Annotated in this window: 12 protein-coding genes and 1 tRNA gene; 7 read left to right on the plus strand and 6 right to left on the minus strand. The window is 68.0% G+C overall.

Translation table 11 applies throughout. From position 1 onward, the window contains the following. Window positions 1-129: 129 nt before the first annotated feature. From CAL25_RS21955 to CAL25_RS21970, 4 genes are all read right to left on the minus strand, one after another. A tRNA-Gln gene (locus CAL25_RS21955) sits at window positions 130-206 on the minus strand. Between the two features lies 1 nt (window position 207). After that, complete coding sequence (ispE, locus tag CAL25_RS21960; protein WP_094804017.1) at window positions 208-1140, minus strand: 4-(cytidine 5'-diphospho)-2-C-methyl-D-erythritol kinase; 933 nt, start codon at window positions 1138-1140, stop codon at window positions 208-210. A gap of 7 nt (window positions 1141-1147) precedes the next feature. Further along, window positions 1148-1726, minus strand: a complete 579-nt coding sequence (gene lolB, locus CAL25_RS21965; protein ID WP_094804019.1) for a lipoprotein insertase outer membrane protein LolB — start codon at window positions 1724-1726, stop codon at window positions 1148-1150. Further along, window positions 1726-3612: a tetratricopeptide repeat protein gene (locus CAL25_RS21970; RefSeq protein ID WP_094804021.1), complete on the minus strand. Its 1887-nt coding sequence runs from the start codon at window positions 3610-3612 to the stop codon at window positions 1726-1728. The genes lolB and CAL25_RS21970 overlap by 1 nt, the downstream gene beginning before the upstream one ends. Here CAL25_RS21970 and mutM point away from each other — a divergent pair. The 5 genes from mutM to CAL25_RS21995 all read left to right on the plus strand — a co-directional run bounded on the left by mutM (window position 3611) and on the right by CAL25_RS21995 (window position 9026). Then, complete coding sequence (mutM, locus tag CAL25_RS21975) at window positions 3611-4438, plus strand: bifunctional DNA-formamidopyrimidine glycosylase/DNA-(apurinic or apyrimidinic site) lyase (protein ID WP_094804023.1); 828 nt, start codon at window positions 3611-3613, stop codon at window positions 4436-4438. The genes CAL25_RS21970 and mutM overlap by 2 nt on opposite strands. 103 nt (window positions 4439-4541) lie before the next feature. Further along, window positions 4542-5495 carry an MBL fold metallo-hydrolase gene (locus tag CAL25_RS21980; protein ID WP_094804025.1) on the plus strand — a complete coding sequence of 318 codons (954 nt, stop codon included), beginning with the start codon at window positions 4542-4544 and terminating at the stop codon, window positions 5493-5495. Between the two features lie 165 nt (window positions 5496-5660). Beyond that, complete coding sequence (locus tag CAL25_RS21985; protein WP_094804027.1) at window positions 5661-7343, plus strand: FAD-dependent oxidoreductase; 1683 nt, start codon at window positions 5661-5663, stop codon at window positions 7341-7343. 8 nt (window positions 7344-7351) lie between these two features. After that, window positions 7352-7564 carry a DUF2783 domain-containing protein gene (locus CAL25_RS21990; protein ID WP_094804029.1) on the plus strand — a complete coding sequence of 71 codons (213 nt, stop codon included), beginning with the start codon at window positions 7352-7354 and terminating at the stop codon, window positions 7562-7564. A gap of 73 nt (window positions 7565-7637) precedes the next feature. Beyond that, complete coding sequence (locus CAL25_RS21995; RefSeq protein ID WP_141217979.1) at window positions 7638-9026, plus strand: 3-deoxy-D-arabino-heptulosonate 7-phosphate synthase; 1389 nt, start codon at window positions 7638-7640, stop codon at window positions 9024-9026. 97 nt (window positions 9027-9123) lie between these two features. On the opposite strand, the gene CAL25_RS22000 is transcribed toward CAL25_RS21995, so the two are convergent. Continuing rightward, entirely contained in the window at window positions 9124-10050 is a 927-nt protein-coding gene (locus tag CAL25_RS22000) for a LysR family transcriptional regulator (RefSeq protein WP_432759261.1), read from the minus strand. Window positions 10051-10192: 142 nt separating this feature from the next. Here CAL25_RS22000 and hmgA point away from each other — a divergent pair, with 142 nt between their 5' ends. Both hmgA and fahA read left to right on the plus strand, forming a co-directional pair. Continuing rightward, a complete protein-coding gene (gene hmgA / locus CAL25_RS22005) occupies window positions 10193-11491 on the plus strand; it encodes a homogentisate 1,2-dioxygenase (protein WP_094804033.1) in 1299 nt (432 codons plus the stop codon). A gap of 121 nt (window positions 11492-11612) precedes the next feature. Continuing rightward, entirely contained in the window at window positions 11613-12938 is a 1326-nt protein-coding gene (fahA, locus tag CAL25_RS22010; RefSeq protein ID WP_094804035.1) for a fumarylacetoacetase, read from the plus strand. Window positions 12939-13101: 163 nt separating this feature from the next. Here fahA and CAL25_RS22015 read toward each other — a convergent pair whose 3' ends face one another. Further along, window positions 13102-15015: an LTA synthase family protein gene (locus CAL25_RS22015; protein WP_249279202.1), complete on the minus strand. Its 1914-nt coding sequence runs from the start codon at window positions 15013-15015 to the stop codon at window positions 13102-13104. Window positions 15016-15375: the final 360 nt, after the last annotated feature.

The following is a 15375-nucleotide window of genomic DNA, read 5'->3' on the forward strand; positions in this document are numbered from 1 at the left end:
CAACGAGGCACAAGGCCAGGGGTGGCATTCGCCCGTCCCGCTTGCGCAGACCCCGAAAAACAAAAAAGCCGCTGAACTGGTGCCGGTGTCTGACGGGCTCACGTTCAACAGCTTTTTTATGTATTGGTTTGGCTGGGGAGGAAGGATTCGAACCTTCGCATGCCGGAATCAAAATCCGGTGCCTTAACCAGCTTGGCGACTCCCCAACTAGCTTTCAATCCAGTGCCGCAACGGGTGCTCTGTTAATCCGGCCGAAGCCTTCACCAACCGAAACCCGGGATGCGTTTGGCTGATTGTTTTATCAGCGCCGCGCATTGTAGCGGTAATTTTCTTTTCTGCCAAAATCGCCGATTCGTTTACCGATTCGACAGCTTCTGATTCGGTACCGGGACCTGGGTATTCGGCGTAAAGACACGCACCAGACCCTGACATGCGAACCCGGATTCCCAGGTTTGCCAGCCATCGGACAGCCTCGAAAACCTGAGGAAACTGCCGAAAGACCACCGGCTCCAGATCGTTCTTTCCGAAGAAAGAAGTAGGCGAAGCAAGAAAGTCCGTTATTGTGACGTGTTCGGAATCCCTTGTCAAATCGGGTGCCGAAAAAATTGCGGGAGTGGGCACGCTCGCGTCGGGTTGGGCGATCAGATAGCTCGCCGGCGGCAGGCTGATCGGGCGCAAGGCCTCGCCCACGCCCTCGGCGAATGCCGACTGGCCGAACACGAACACCGGCACGTCGGCGCCCAGCGGCAAGGCCAATGCCATCAGGGCTTCACGCGACAGACCGGTGTTCCAGAGACGATTGAGCGCGATCAGCGTGGTGGCGGCATCACTCGAGCCGCCGCCCAGCCCGCCCCCTTGCGGAATGCGCTTTTCGAGCCCGATGCGGGCGCCCTGCCGCGCGCCGGTGGCCTGCTGCAAGGCGCGGGCCGCACGCACGATCAGGTCTTGCTCGGGCGGCACGCCCGGCAGCTCGTAGGCGCGCTCGATCACGCCATCCGGACGCGCCTCGAAGTGAAGCGTGTCGGCGATGTCGATGAAGCGGAACGCCGTCTGGAGCAGGTGATAGCCGTCGGCGCGACGGCCGACGACGTGCAGGAACAGATTGATCTTGGCGGGCGCCGGTACGTCGTAGAGCGTCACGAGCGTATCAGGGCTGATTGACCACCAGCCGCACGATGATGCGGCGGCCCGGCTCCTGGCGCTCGAGCACCAGCAATTGCGGGCCGAGCGTGTCGTAGCGCGAGAGCCGCGCGTTCCAGCCGTTTTGCTCGAACGAGGCCGGACGGCCGAGATCGTCGCGCTGGACGTTTTGGGCGGTGTCGGTATCGCTGGCGAGCTGGCCGCGCAGCCAACTGCGCAGACCGGACACCGGCACGGGGCTGCCGAGGGCGTCTTCGGCCAGCGCATCCGGATTGGGCGCCTGCAGCGTGGTGCCGTTGGCGCGCGTGAGCGTGGCGACGCCGGGGCCGCCCTCGACACGCGCCTCGATGGAGCCCAGCGGATTGGTCAGGTCGAGCACGTACTCACGACCCGTATCACGCCATGTAAACCCGCCCTGCACGGCCTGTTGCTTGCCGTCGGACTCGGTGGCGGTGATCGCAAAGCGGCCATTGCGCGAGAAGGCATCGCCCGCCGGGGCTTTGACTTCGGGCAGCGAGGTACACCCTGCGATCACGCCCAGGGCCAGGACGGCGACGGCACCGCGCATGCGCGCGAACACCGCCATCACGGCTGGACTCCGAGGCGCTCGAAGGTTTCGAGGACCGTGCGGTTTTTGGGATCTTTTTTGTAGCCCGTGCGCAGCAGCTCCATGGCGCGCTCGCGCTGACCCTGCTTCCAGAGCACCTCGGCCAGGTGGGCCGCGATGTCGGCCTCGGGCCGCTGCGCGTAGGCGCGCTTGAGGTACTCGGCCGCCGCGGGCAGCTCGCCCATGCGGTACTTGACCCAGCCCATGCTGTCGAGAATGAAGGGATCATCGGGCGCGAGGTCGAGCGCCTGCGTGATCAGATCGAGCGCTTCGGGCAGGCGCTGGCCGCGATCGGCGAGCGTATAACCCAGCGCGTTGTAGGCGTGGGCATGCTCGGGATCGAGCGCGATCACCTGACGCAGCAGGCGTTCGAGCTGATCGATCTTGCCGACGCGCTCGTACAGCATCGCGAGCTCGTATTTGATCTCGACGGTATCGGGCATCTGCTGATCGGCCTTGGCCAGCATCGCGATGGCCTGATCGACGCGATCGGCGTCGCGCAGGATCTGCGCCTTGGTGAGGATGCCCAGCACCTGCTCTTCTTCGTCTTGCGGACCGGCGGCGTTGATCAAGGCCAGCGCGTCGTCGACACGGCCCTGACGCGCCCGCAGCGAGGCCTGGCGCATGTGCGCCGAGAACCGCATGGAGGGGTCGTCGATACGGCCGAGCTCGGCGATCGCGTCGTCGAAGCGGCCTTGATCCTCGGCGATGCGAGAGAGCATCACGCGCGCATCGGCCGCGGCGGCGCCCGCATCGGTGGCGCCCGGCACGGTGGCCTGCTGGCGCTGGTTCTGCACGTCCAGATACTGCTGCAGCAGCGTGCGCGCCTGATCCAGGTGGCCTGCCTTGTAGGCGAGCTGCGCCTGCATGAACAGCAGATCGAAATCTTCGGGCGAGCGGCGCGACATGGCCTGCAACTCGGCCTGGGCCGCGTCGTAATCGCCGCGCTCGGCCAATTGGCCGGCCAGCATCAGACGCACCTTGCGGGCGTTGGGATTGCGGGCGATATAGGCGCGGGCCTGCTCTTCGGCGCGCTGCGGGTCGACCTTTTCGCCATACTCGAGCACACGCTGGGCAGCCGGCTCGGAACGCGGGTCGGCGGCGAGCGCGGCGCGCGCTTCGGTGAAGGCGCGGCCATAGTCGCCGGCCGCCTGGGCCACGTCGGCCAGGGCCAGACGCGCGACCGGCTGCTTGCGCACGCTGTCGGAGAGGGCTTCGTCGAGGATGCGCAGCGCGAGACGACGGTCGTTCAGGCGGCTGAGCACGCCCATGGCCTGGGCAATGGCGCCGGCCTTGTCGGGCGTGGCGTCGATACGCTTGCGCAGGGCCTCGGCCAGACCCTTGGTCTGACCATTGGCCGCGGCCAGGGCCAGCTCGGTGGAGCTGGCTTCGATGTCGTTCGGGGCGAGGCGCGACCAGGTGCGGGCCGCCTCGAGCGCGCCCGGCAGGTTGCCGCCGGCGAGCTGGAACTCGAGCCCGCGGCGCGCCAGGCGCGGATCGCTGGTTTCGCGCGACAGATTGACGAGCGTGGTGGCGGCGCTGCCGTACATGCCACGCTGCGCGGCGATTTCGGCGGCCAGCACGCGATAGAAAATGTCACCGGTGAGGCTCACCAGCGGCAGTTGGCCCGGCCGCAGGTGGATCACTTCGGTTTCGGGCGCACGCTGCTGGGGTACGAGGCGCGGCCCGGTGGCGTCTTTGGGACGCACTTCGGCGGCGAGGGCGGGGACCGCCTGGATACCTGCCAGCACCAAGGCCAGCGAGGCCAATCGGAGATTAATGTGTTTGAGCGACAACTTCACGCGGCCCGTCCGGTTGGTGGCACAATCTTCGTACACGTAATTGATCATCTTACACTGGCTCATGCCGGAACTGCCTGAAGTAGAAACCACGCGTCGGGGAATCGACGCGGTCATCACCGGCCAGACGCTGCGCCGCCTCGTGGTCCGCGAACCCCGCATGCGCTGGCCTGTTCCGCCCGACCTCCCCGCCCTGCTCACCGACCGCGTGGTGCTCGAATGCGCCCGCCGGGGCAAATATCTGCTGCTGCGTTTCGAGCACGGTGTGCAACTGGTGCATCTCGGCATGTCCGGATCGCTGCGCCGGGTGCCTCAAGACGAAGCGCCGCGCAAGCACGATCACGTCGACTGGGTGTTCGACCACGCCATCCTGCGCCTGCACGATCCGCGCCGTTTTGGTGCGGTGCTGTGGCATCCCGCCGAGGCAGGCCCGATCGACACCCATCCGCTTTTGACCACGCTCGGCATCGAACCGTTCGATCCGCGTTTCGACGGCAAGTGGCTGCATGACCAGTTCCGCGGCCGGGCCATGGCGGTCAAGCAGGCCCTGCTGGCCGGCAGCGCCGTGGTGGGCGTGGGCAATATCTACGCCTCCGAGAGCCTGTTCCGGGCCGGCATCGACCCGCGCCTGGCGGCCGGCAAAGTGTCCCGCCCGCGCTGCGACAAGCTCGCGGCGGCCATCCGCCTCACCCTGACCGACGCCCTCGACTCGGGCGGCAGCACCCTGCGCGACTACGTGGGTGCGAGCGGCGAGCCGGGCGCCTACTTCACCATTCACGCGGCCGTCTATGAGCGGGCCGGGCTGCCCTGCCGCCTGTGCGGCACGCCGATCCGCCGCATCGTCCAGGGGCAGCGGGCCACCTATTTCTGCCCGCGTTGTCAGAAGCGGTGAGGGGTCGGAACCCTAGGGAATTCGTTTATAGCGAACGTATTGCACAAAGACTAACGCCGGGATATATTGCCTCCACACCCAGAACAATGTGGCAGGAGACTCCATGAGCAAGCAATTCGCGTCGCACGGCGACCTGCAGGACAAAGTCGTTTCGTTCGAAAAGCTGTCCGACAACGCCTATGCCTATACGGCCGAAGGCGATCCCAACACCGGCATCATCATCGGCGACGACGCCGTGATGGTGGTCGACACCCAGGCCACGCCGGTCATGGCGCAAGACGTGATCGCTCGCGTGCGCGAAGTGACCGACAAGCCGATCAAGTACATCCTGCTGTCGCACTATCACGCCGTGCGCGTGTTCGGCGCCTCGGCCTACAACGCCCAGGAAATCCTCGCCAGCCGCGACACCTATGACCTGATCGCCGAGCGCGGCGAGCAGGACAAGGCCAGCGAGATCGGCCGCTTCCCCCGCCTGTTCCGCAACGCCGAGTCGATTCCGGCCGGCCTGGTCTGGCCGACCATGACCTTCAAGGGCGAGATGACGGTCAACCTCGGCAACCTCGAGGTCAAGCTGCTGCAGATCGGCCGCGGCCACACCAAGGGCGACACCATCGCCTGGCTGCCCGAGCAGAAGATCCTGTTCGCGGGCGATCTGGTCGAGTACCAGTCCACGCCGTATTGCGGCGACGCCTACTTCCGTCAATGGCCGGTCACGCTCGACGCGCTGGCCGCCTTCGGCGCCGAGAAGATGGTGCCGGGCCGGGGTCCGGCGCTCAAGAGCGCCACCGAAGTGCGCCAGGGTCTGGCCGGTACGCGCGCGTTTCTGACCGACCTGTACGCCGTGGTCAACCGCGGCGTGGCCGAAGGCCTCGACCTCAAGACCATCTATCGCCAGGCCTACGACTTCATGAAGCCGCGCTACAGCGACTGGGTGATCTTCGATCACTGCATGCCGTTCAACGTGTCGCGCGCCTACGACGAGGCCACCGGCCACGACGATCCGCGCATCTGGACCGACAAGCGCGACATCGAAATGTGGAAGCAGCTCGAAGGCTGATGCATGCTGGCGCCGCGCTCTGCGCGGCGTCTTGTTTGACCGATACCTATATGAGCAGTCCGCAGGCGGCCCCACCGGGCGCGCCGGGATGACTGCCGTCCGGCCGCGGCCGCGCGCGATGCGCCAGCTCCGGCCCAAGACAAACACACCACGCAGGAGACACTCGTGGGAGACATCGATTACCAGGCGCTGGAGTTCGCCTACCATGCGCACGTCCGTGATACCGCGCCGGCCACGCACCCCGTGGTCATCGTGGGCGCGGGCCCTGTCGGGCTGACCACCGCGATCGACCTGGCGCGCCAGGGCGTACCCGTGCTGGTGCTCGACGACGACTTCCGGCTGTCGACCGGTTCGCGCGCGATCTGTTTTGCCAAACGCACCCTCGAAATCTGGGACCGCCTGGGCATCGGCCAGCGCATGGTCGACAAGGGCGTGTCGTGGAACGTGGGCAAGGTGTTCTTCCGCGACCAGGAAGTGTGGCGCTTCGATCTGCTGCCCGAGTCGGGGCATCGCCGCCCGGCCTTCATCAATCTGCAGCAGTATTACGCCGAAGGCTATCTGCACGAGCAGGCCTGCGCCGAGCCCAACATCGAGCTGCGCTGGAAAAACCGCGTGACCGGCATCGAGCCCCAGGACGACCACACGCTCGTCACCGTCGAAACGCCGGATGGTCCCTATACGCTGGCGGCGCAATGGGTGATCGCGTGCGACGGCGCCCGCTCGCCGGTGCGCAAGCTGCTGGGCCAGGAGGCCCATGGCCGCATCTTCAAAGACCGCTTCCTGATCGCGGACGTGAAGATGAGCGCGCCCTTCCCGGCCGAACGCTGGTTCTGGTTCGATCCGCCGTTTCATCCCAACCAATCGGTGCTGCTGCACATGCAGCCCGACAATGTCTGGCGCATCGATTTCCAGCTGGGCTGGAATGCCGACCCCGTGGAGGCGGTCAAGCCCGAGAACGTGCTGCCGCGCATCCGCGCGCTGCTCGGCGCCGATACCGAATTCGAGCTGGAATGGGTCAGCGTGTACACGTTTGCCTGCGAACGCATGGACACGTTCCGCCACGGCCGCGTGCTGTTCGCCGGCGACGCGGCGCACCGTGTCTCGCCGTTCGGCGCCCGCGGCGCCAACAGCGGCGTGCAGGATGCCGAAAACCTCGCCTGGAAGCTGCGACTCGTGCTGGCCGGGCATGCGCCCGAGGCCCTGCTCGACACCTATGCGACCGAACGCGAGTACGCCGCCGACGAGAACATTCTCAACTCGTCGCGCTCTACCGACTTCATCACGCCCAAGAGCGAGGTGAGCCGGACGTTCCGCAACGCGGTGCTGAATCTGGCGCGCGATCACGCCTTCGCGCGCACGCTCGTCAACAGCGGCCGTCTGTCCTTGCCGGCCACCTATCGCGACTCGCCGCTCAACACGCCGGACGCCGACGCGTTCGCCGGCACGATGGCGCCCGGCGCCGTTGCCGCCGATGCGCCGGTCGCGGGCGGCAATGGCCAGCCCTGGTGGCTGGGTCAGCTCGATACCGCGTTCAATGTGGTGCTGTTCGGCGGCGCCGAGGCGCCCTCTTCCGAGCTCGTGCAGACCTTGCAACGCCAGACCGACCGGCCCGTGCCGGTGCGCGCGATCGTGGTCGCCCCGGCGGGCGCGACGTGGACGGCGCCACCCGGCGTGCTGCGCGTGGAGGACACCGAGGGATTGCTGGCCCGCCGCTACGACGCGCAACCGGGCACCTGCTACCTGATCCGCCCCGACCAGCACATCGCCGCGCGCTGGCGTGGCCACGATGCCGCCACGCTCGACGCCGCGCTCGACCAGGCGCTGGCACGCGCCACCTGCACGCACTGAGGACCGCCATGCCGCTCATCACCACGCCCAACCTGCCTTCGGCCGACGGTTTCTACGAGGCCCTGATCGAGACCCACCGCGACCTCAGCGATGCGCAGAGCCGCGAACTCAACGCCGCGCTGATCCTGCTGCTGGCCAATCACATCGGCGACATGAGCGTGATTGCCGAAGCCCTGGCCCACGCACGCGCCTCGGTCGCCACCGGGTCGGCTTCCGCCTGAGACGACCGCGCTGCCCCGCCGGGCCCGTCGCCCGGCGGACCAAAAGCGGACATGCGCCCCTACAATGGGGCGCATGAGTTCCTGCCCCCTGCTGCACGATCTGCTGCGCGGTGTGCCACGCCCTTATGCGGTGCCAGCCACCCCGGCCGCACTGGCGGACGACGACACCGCCGAGACGGCGCTCGCCCTGGCGCTGGAGCGCACGCGGGCCTGCGTCGACGCGGGCATGGCACCGGGGCCGGAAGAAGAACGCGCCTTCGTCGGCGCGCTGGCCCGCGTCGTGGACGAGGCATGGCAACAGGACTCGGTGTTCCAGGCGCTTCTGTTGCGACAGCGTTCCGCGGAAGTGGCCGAATACGTGAGCCTCGCGGGTGGCGTCAAACAGGACCGGCGCACCGTGCGAGCCATCGTGAACGCCGCGGCCCATCCGGCGCGGCTGCAGCGCATGGCCGACGACGCGGGCCGCGCGGCGCTCTCCCGCCTGCACGCGGCAGCCAGCGCAGAAGACTGGCCCGCGCTGCATCACGCGCTGGCGGCCGTGCTCGCGATGCCGGCCAGCGAAGCGAGCGCGCCGGCGTTGACCGCGCTGCAAAACCTGCCGCAAGACGCCGCGTTTGCCCGCTTGCGCCGCTACGCCGCGCTGGCCGCCCATCCGCGGGTTCAGGCCTATCTGGCGCTGTGCGCCCAACACGGTCCGCAATCCGGCAGCGCCGACGCCTATGCACAGGGCGCCGCATCGCGCCGCCGTGGCAATGTGGCCGAAGCCGCCGCCGCCGACGCGCTCGCCACGCTCGCGCGCGGTCTGACCGCGGCCACCGCCACGCACGTGTATCGCACCGTGCGATCGGCACGCATGCCCGGCTCGCTGGTGGCCAGCACCGATCGCGCCAAGGGCGAGTGGGACGTGCTGGTGCTGCGGCAAGCCGCGGACGCCGGCCCGGATACCGCATGGGAGGTATGCCTGGTGGTGGAGGTCAAGGCCTCGCCCGACGCGGCGGCCACCGACCTCTTTCGGCTGCTGCGCGGCCTGAATCTGCTCGCCGCGGCCGATACGAGCCTCGACTATGCGTTCCAGAGTGCCGACGGCCCCGTGCGCCTGAGCGGCGCGTCGCTGGCCGCGCTGTCGGCGCAGACCGACAGCCCCGCGCCGCCCATTCTGTACTGCTGCGACTCGCCGCCCGAGCCGGCGGTGCGGCTGCTGACGGCGGCGAGCCGCATGCAATTGCTGTCGGCGCCCGCGACGGTGGCTTACGCCCAGCGGCTCGATGCCGGGCTCGACGCCGACCCGCGTGAACTGGATGCCGTGTGGCGCGACGTGGTCGCCGAGCCGCGCTGGCGTCATGTGTTGCGTCAGTATCTCGAACTGCGGCAGGCGCGCGGCCTGATGGTCTACACCCCGGACCTTGCCGTGACCGTCGGGCATGCCGCGGCGCCAGCCAGCCTGGCCGCGACGTCGAAATGAATGCCGGGCGCGGCGGCGCCGGGCGCCGTCGCGTCGGCCGATGCGTCGGGCGCCGATGCGTCGGGCGCCGATGCGCGGCCCAGCCGCCGGCCACCATTCAGACTCGATCGGCGAAGGTCTCGACGATCAATCCGCGCAGCCATTGATTGCCGCCGTCGCGCTGAAAGCGGCGGTGCCAGTACAGATTGGTCTGTAGCGCCGGCACGCGGATCGGCGGCGTCAGGATCTGCAAGCCGAAGTGTGGCGCCGCGCTGGCGGCCAGCTTCTGCGGCACGGTGGCGAGCAGATCGGTGGTGCTGACGATGTAGGGCACCGCCGCGAAGTGCGGCACGCTGAAGTGCGCCTCGAGCCGCACGCCTGCGCGCTCGAGCGACTGATTCACCTGCCCGTAGGGCGCGGCCCGCGACACCACCAGATGGCGCTCGGCGCGAAAGGCCTTCAGGCTCATGCCGGCGCGCGCGCTCGGATGACCAGCACGGAACAGGGTCGCGTAGCCCTGACGGAACAGCATGCGTTGCACCACGCCGCCCGCCAGCTCCGCGAAGGCCCCCACGGCCAGATCGACGCGCCCCGCGTCGAGTTCGCGCTGCAGATCCGCGCCCTGCAGCCGCAGCGAGTCGATGCGGACCTCCGGCGCGACGCGCGCGCACGCTTCCATCAGCGAGGGCATGAAATGAATCTCGCCCACGTCGGTCATGGCGATGCGAAAGCGCCGCGTGCTGTGCGCGGGATCGAAAGCCTCGTCGGACTCGTCGACCATATGCGAGAGCAGATCGAGCGCCTCACTCACCGGTCCCGCCATGCGTTCGGCGCGCGGGGTGGGCTGCATGCCCTGTCCGGTACGCACGAAGAGCTCGTCGCCGAAAGCCGTGCGCAAACGCCGCAGCGCGTTGCTCACGGCGGGCTGCGACAGATCGAGGCGGCGCGCCACGGCGGAGATGCTGCGCTCCTGCAGCAGATGCTGCAGGATCACGAGCAGATTGAGATCGAGCGCGCGCAGGTCGGTCACGGGGCCACTATTCATGATGTGAATAATCTGTATTTATACATTCCCGTATCCAACGATGGGGAATTTGCGCAGAATGACGCATGGTCCGGCGCCACGTCCGGCCACCTCATAACAACCCCGGCCCGCCCCCCTCGCGCGGCGCCGCCAGGAGACAACCATGCCCCTGCAATACCAGTCCGGCTTCGGCAATGCCTGCGCCACCGAGGCGCTGCCCGGCGCGCTGCCGCACGGCCGCAACTCGCCACAGCAGTGTCCTTACGGCCTTTACGCCGAACAGTTGTCGGGCTCGGCCTTCACCGCGCCGCGCGCCGAGAATCGCCGCTCCTGGCTGTATCGCATCCGTCCGGGCGTGGTGCACAAGCCCTTCGCGCCGTTCGAGGGCGCGCCGCAGTGGCGCTCGACGTTCGGCGAAGGCCCCGTCACGCCCAATCAGCTGCGCTGGAGCCCGTTGCCGATCCCCGACGCGCCGACCGATTTCGTGGCCGGCGTGCAGACCTGGGGCGGCAACGGCAGCCCCGACGAACAGGCGGGCGTGGGCATTCATCTGTATGCCGCCAATCGCTCGATGGACGGCCGCTTCTTCTATAACGCCGATGCCGAGATGCTGATCGTGCCGCAGCTCGGCCGCCTGCGCCTGGCCACCGAGCTCGGCCTGATCGAGCTCGAGCCCTGCGAGATCGCCGTGATCCCGCGCGGCGTGCGCCTGCGCGTGGAGCTGCTCGACGGCCAGGCGCGCGGATATCTGCTCGAAAACTTCGGCGCGCCGCTGCGCCTGCCGGAACTGGGCCCGATCGGCTCCAACGGCTTGGCCAACGCACGCGACTTCCTGGCGCCGGTCGCCTGGTACGAAGACATCGAAGGCGACTTCGAACTCATCGCCAAATTCACCGGTGGCTTCTGGCGCGCGCCGCTCACGCATTCGCCGCTGAACGTCGTGGCCTGGCACGGCACGCACGCCCCCTACAAGTATGATCTGCGCCTGTTCAACACGGTGGGCTCGATCAGCTACGACCACCCGGATCCCTCGATCTTCACGGTGCTGACCTCGCCGTCGGACACCCCGGGCACGGCCAATCTGGATTTCGCGATTTTCCCGCCGCGCATCCTCGCCATGGAAAACACCTTCCGTCCGCCCTGGTTCCACCGCAACGTGGCCAGCGAATTCATGGGCCTGGTGCAGGGCGTGTACGACGCCAAGGCCGAGGGCTTCGCGCCGGGTGGCGCCAGCCTGCACAACTGCATGAGCGGCCATGGTCCCGACGCCGACACCTTCGAGAAGGCGAGCGTGGCCGACACCAGCAAGCCGCATTACATCCGCGATACCATGGCCTTCATGTTCGAGACGCGCCGGGTGATCCGCCCGACCGCGCACGCGCTGGCATCGCCGCAGTTGCAGGGCGACTACTACCAGTGCTGGCAAGGCCTGAAGAAGCATTTCAATCCCGAACGGGCATAAGCGCCGGCCTCGCCGCCGGCCCGCGCCCGATGGCTGCGCGGCAATGGTGCGCCATTGCCGCGTTGTCATTGGCAGCGCGCACGACCCCCTCCCTCCTCCTGGAACCGAGACACCGCGACCCATGACTACCCTGAACGAAACCCACGATCCCGCCCTGACCAGCTGGGTCAGCAGCGCCAACACCCCGGCCAACGGCTTTCCGCTGCAGAACCTGCCCTACGCCGCGTTCCGCCGCAAGGGCACGCAGGAAGCCTTCCGCGTCGGTGTCGCGATCGGCGACGCCATCGTCGATCTGGCCGCGCTGGCGGACGCGAATCCGGGCGCACCGTTCGATGGCGACGCCCGGGCCGCGCTGCAGGCCGGTCGCGAAACGCGCGTCAATGCGCTGATGGCGCTGGGCCAGCCGGCCTGGCAGGCGCTGCGCCTGGCGCTCTCGCGCGCGCTGCGCACCGGTTCGCCGCTGCAGGGCCTGATCGAGCCGCTGCTGGTGCCGCAGGCCGACGCCGAGTTCACCACGCCCGCCCAGATCGGCGACTACACCGACTTCTATATCTCGGTGCACCACGCTACCGCGATCGGCAGGCAGTTCCGGCCCGACAATCCGCTGCTGCCCAACTACAAGTGGGTGCCGATCGGCTACCACGGCCGGGCCTCCAGCATCGGCGTGAACCAGCAATTCCCGCGTCCGGTGGGCCAGCAACGCCCGGCCGCCGAAGGCGAGGCGCCGCAGTTCGGTCCGTGCAAGCGCCTGGACTACGAGCTCGAGCTCGGCGTGTTCCTCGGCAGCGCCAACCCGCTGGGCGAGCGTGTGCCGCTGGATCAGGCGGAGTCGCATGTGTTCGGCATGTGCATTCTGAACGACTGGTCGGCCCGCGATCTGCAGGCCTGGGAATACCAGCCGCTCGGCCCCTTCCTGTCGAAGAACTTCGCCTCGACCATTTCGCCCTGGATCGTCACGCTCGAGGCGCTCGCGCCCTTCCGCGTCGCCTACAGCCGCGACGCCGCCGATCCGCAGCCGCTGCCCTACCTGAGCTCCGACGCGAACCGCGCCGAGGGCGCCATCGACGTGCAGATGGAAGTGCTGCTCACCACCGAGCAATCGCGTGGCGCGAAGCAGGCGCCGGCCAAGCTGTCGTCGAGCAACTTCCGCGATGCCTACTGGAACGTCGCGCAGCTGGTCGCGCATCACACGGTCAACGGCTGCAATCTGCAACCCGGCGACCTGCTCGGCACCGGCACGCTGTCGGGTCCGCAGCCCGACGAGGCCGGCTCGCTGATGGAATTGAGCAACGGCGGCAAGACCGCGGTCGCGCTGCCCTGGGGCGAGTCGCGCACCTTCCTGCAGGACGGCGACGAGATCATCATCCGCGCGCACTGCGAAAAACCCGGCTACCCGCGCATCGCCTTCGGGCAGGCCGCGGGCACGGTGTTGCCGGCACGCATCTGATCCCGACCGGTCAGGCATGACAAAGCCCCGGGTGGCGCGCCTTGCGAAGGCGCGTCGCCAGGGGCTTTTTTGTCTTGGGCCGCCCCAAGACAAAAAAGCCCCCCCGGGGGGCAGCAAGCCGAAGGCGCGGCGTGGGGGCTTTACTCTCGGTCCTCGCCTGGGCTCAGCGCCGCGCGGCGTCCTGAGGCGGCAGGCGATAGCGTTCCTCGCGATAGGCCCAGCTCGGCCACAGCGCATGCGCCAGCGCCTCGTCGGCCAGCGCCGGATTGGCCGGCAGCTCGTCGTAGCCTTCTTCGTCCGAGAGCGGCGCGCGGCGGTAGTTGTAGATATGGACCGGCTTGCGCGGCTCGATCACGGCCAGCGTGTCGCCCTTGAGATAAGCGAAGTTGTCGCCGTACTGCATGATGGCGCGGTTCGGATCGCGCTGCGTCAGGTCGGCGCCCAGCAGCGGATTGACGTTGTCCAGGCCCATGAGCGAGAGCAGCGTGGGCGCCATGTCGATCTGGCTCACGATGCGGTCATCGCGGCGCGGCGCGATGCTGCCCCCCAGGATCAGCGCCGGGATCTGGAAATGCCGCACCGGCACGAGGTTTGCGCCATACACGCGCGAATCATGGTCGGCGATCACCAGGAACACCGTGTTGTCCCAGTACGGCGCCTGGCGGGCGCGCTCGAAGAACTTGCCCAACGCCCAGTCCGCGTAGCGCACGGTGTTCTCGACCGTGGCGGGATCGCCCTGCGGTTCGATCCGGCCCGCCGGGTACTCCCACGGCGAGTGATTGGTCACCGAAAACGCCAGCGTGAACACGGGCTTGTCGCCATCGGCGCGCAGCAGCCGGTCGACCTGATTGAACATGTCTTCGTCGGAGGCGCCCCACGAGCCCACGAACACCGGATCGACAAACGCCTTGCGATCGACGATCTCGTTGAAGCCGTTGCCCAGGAAAAATCCGCGCATGTTGTCGAAGTGCGATTCGCCGCCGTACACGAAGCGGGAACGGTAGCCATGCGCGCCCAGCACGCCAGCCAGCGTGAAGAAGTTGCTCTGCGAGCGCGGCAGCTTCACCACCGCTTCGGCGACCGTGGGCAGGAAGCCCGCCGTCACGGCCTCGATGCCCCGCACCGAGCGCGTGCCGGTGGCATAGGCGCGGCCGAACATCCAGCCCTGCTGACCGAGCGCGTCGATATTCGGCGTCAGGTCGCGTCCGCCCAGGCTGCCCACGTATTGGGCGCCGAGGCTCTCCTGCAGGATGATCACCAGATTGAGCGGCTTGTCGCGGCGTACCGTGGCACGCTGCACGTGTTCGCTCGGATAGGCCGGATCCAGCGCCGGGCCGGTGAGGCCGGCGGCCTCGCGCACCAGCGCGTTCATGCGGTCGGTCTCCATCAGCGGATACAGCGCGGCCGATGAGCGTTCGTCGCGCATGCGGTAGGCCGCATCGAAGACGTTATAGAGCGAGTTCAGCGGCAGCGTGTTGACCATGGCGTCGCTGGAGAACGCGACCACCGACGGATTGATCGGCCGGTGCTGCAGCGTGCCGCGCCCGGCCAGCACGCAGACGGCAATGACGGCCAGCGTGACCAAGGGTCGTTTCCACCAGCGCATGAAGCCATCGGCGCGGCCCACCGGGAAAAGCCGGAACCCCAGCCACGCCGCCGCCAGCAGCAAGACCGCCGAGGCGAACAGCACGCCCTTGTAGCCCTCCCAAAGCATGGCCGCCACTTCGCGCGGATGCACCAGGTACTCGAAGTAGAGCCGGTTCGGCCGCGTGTCGTACTCGGAGATGAACTGGGGCGTGGACACCTCGAGCAGCACGAACAGCATCCACCAGATGCGATACCACCAGGCCGTCAGCCGGGCGGCGAGCGGGCGATGACCGAACCACGGCGACAGCGCCGCCGGCAGCCCGATCACCATGGCGATCAGGCAGAGGTCGATACGCCAGCCCCCCATGAGGATGGGCCAGAGTCCGCCGGCGTCCTGCACACGCTCCCAAAGCCAGAACGACAGCGCCAGCCGGCTCAGGGTGAGCATGACCAGCACGGAGATGACAAAGCGAACGGTAAGACGGCGCAAAAGCGGCTCCGGGAGTGGCGCCGATGGGGGGTGGCTCAAGCGGCCGATACCAGCGCCCGTTTCAGGGACGCGCAAGCATACCGGCAAGCCGTCAAATTAATGTCAAAAAATGCCCCCACGCTGCGCCTTCGGCTTGCTGCCCCCCGAGGGGGCGCGCCCGCCTTGAGGCGGCTCGGCGGCGGGCGGGCCCCCACGCTGCGCCTTCGGCTTGCTGCCCCCCGAGGGGGCGCTTTTGTATGGACCGGACAGATAGGTAACAGGTGTACGAGGACATGGGTGACACTTTTCCGGACTAGATGCCCGGGAGAGTTCCATGCCTTGGAGTGCTGTTACCGTGAGCGATCAGAAGACGGAGTTTGT

Origin of the sequence: Bordetella genomosp. 5 (assembly GCF_002261315.1) — a bacterium.
GTDB lineage: Bacteria > Pseudomonadota > Gammaproteobacteria > Burkholderiales > Burkholderiaceae_B > Bordetella.

Bases quoted from the DNA above. Each gene is read 5' to 3' on its own strand.
- CAL25_RS21970 (WP_094804021.1), bottom strand. From the start codon at position 3,612: ATGAGCCAGTGTAAGATGATCAATTACGTGTACGAAGATTGTGCCACC.
- CAL25_RS21980 (WP_094804025.1), top strand. From the start codon at position 4,542: ATGAGCAAGCAATTCGCGTCGCACGGCGACCTGCAGGACAAAGTCGTT.
- fahA (WP_094804035.1), top strand. From the start codon at position 11,613: ATGACTACCCTGAACGAAACCCACGATCCCGCCCTGACCAGCTGGGTC.
- CAL25_RS22000 (WP_432759261.1), bottom strand. From the start codon at position 10,050: ATGAATAGTGGCCCCGTGACCGACCTGCGCGCGCTCGATCTCAATCTG.
- lolB (WP_094804019.1), bottom strand. From the start codon at position 1,726: ATGGCGGTGTTCGCGCGCATGCGCGGTGCCGTCGCCGTCCTGGCCCTG.
- hmgA (WP_094804033.1), top strand. From the start codon at position 10,193: ATGCCCCTGCAATACCAGTCCGGCTTCGGCAATGCCTGCGCCACCGAG.
- mutM (WP_094804023.1), top strand. From the start codon at position 3,611: ATGCCGGAACTGCCTGAAGTAGAAACCACGCGTCGGGGAATCGACGCG.
- CAL25_RS21995 (WP_141217979.1), top strand. From the start codon at position 7,638: ATGAGTTCCTGCCCCCTGCTGCACGATCTGCTGCGCGGTGTGCCACGC.
- CAL25_RS21990 (WP_094804029.1), top strand. From the start codon at position 7,352: ATGCCGCTCATCACCACGCCCAACCTGCCTTCGGCCGACGGTTTCTAC.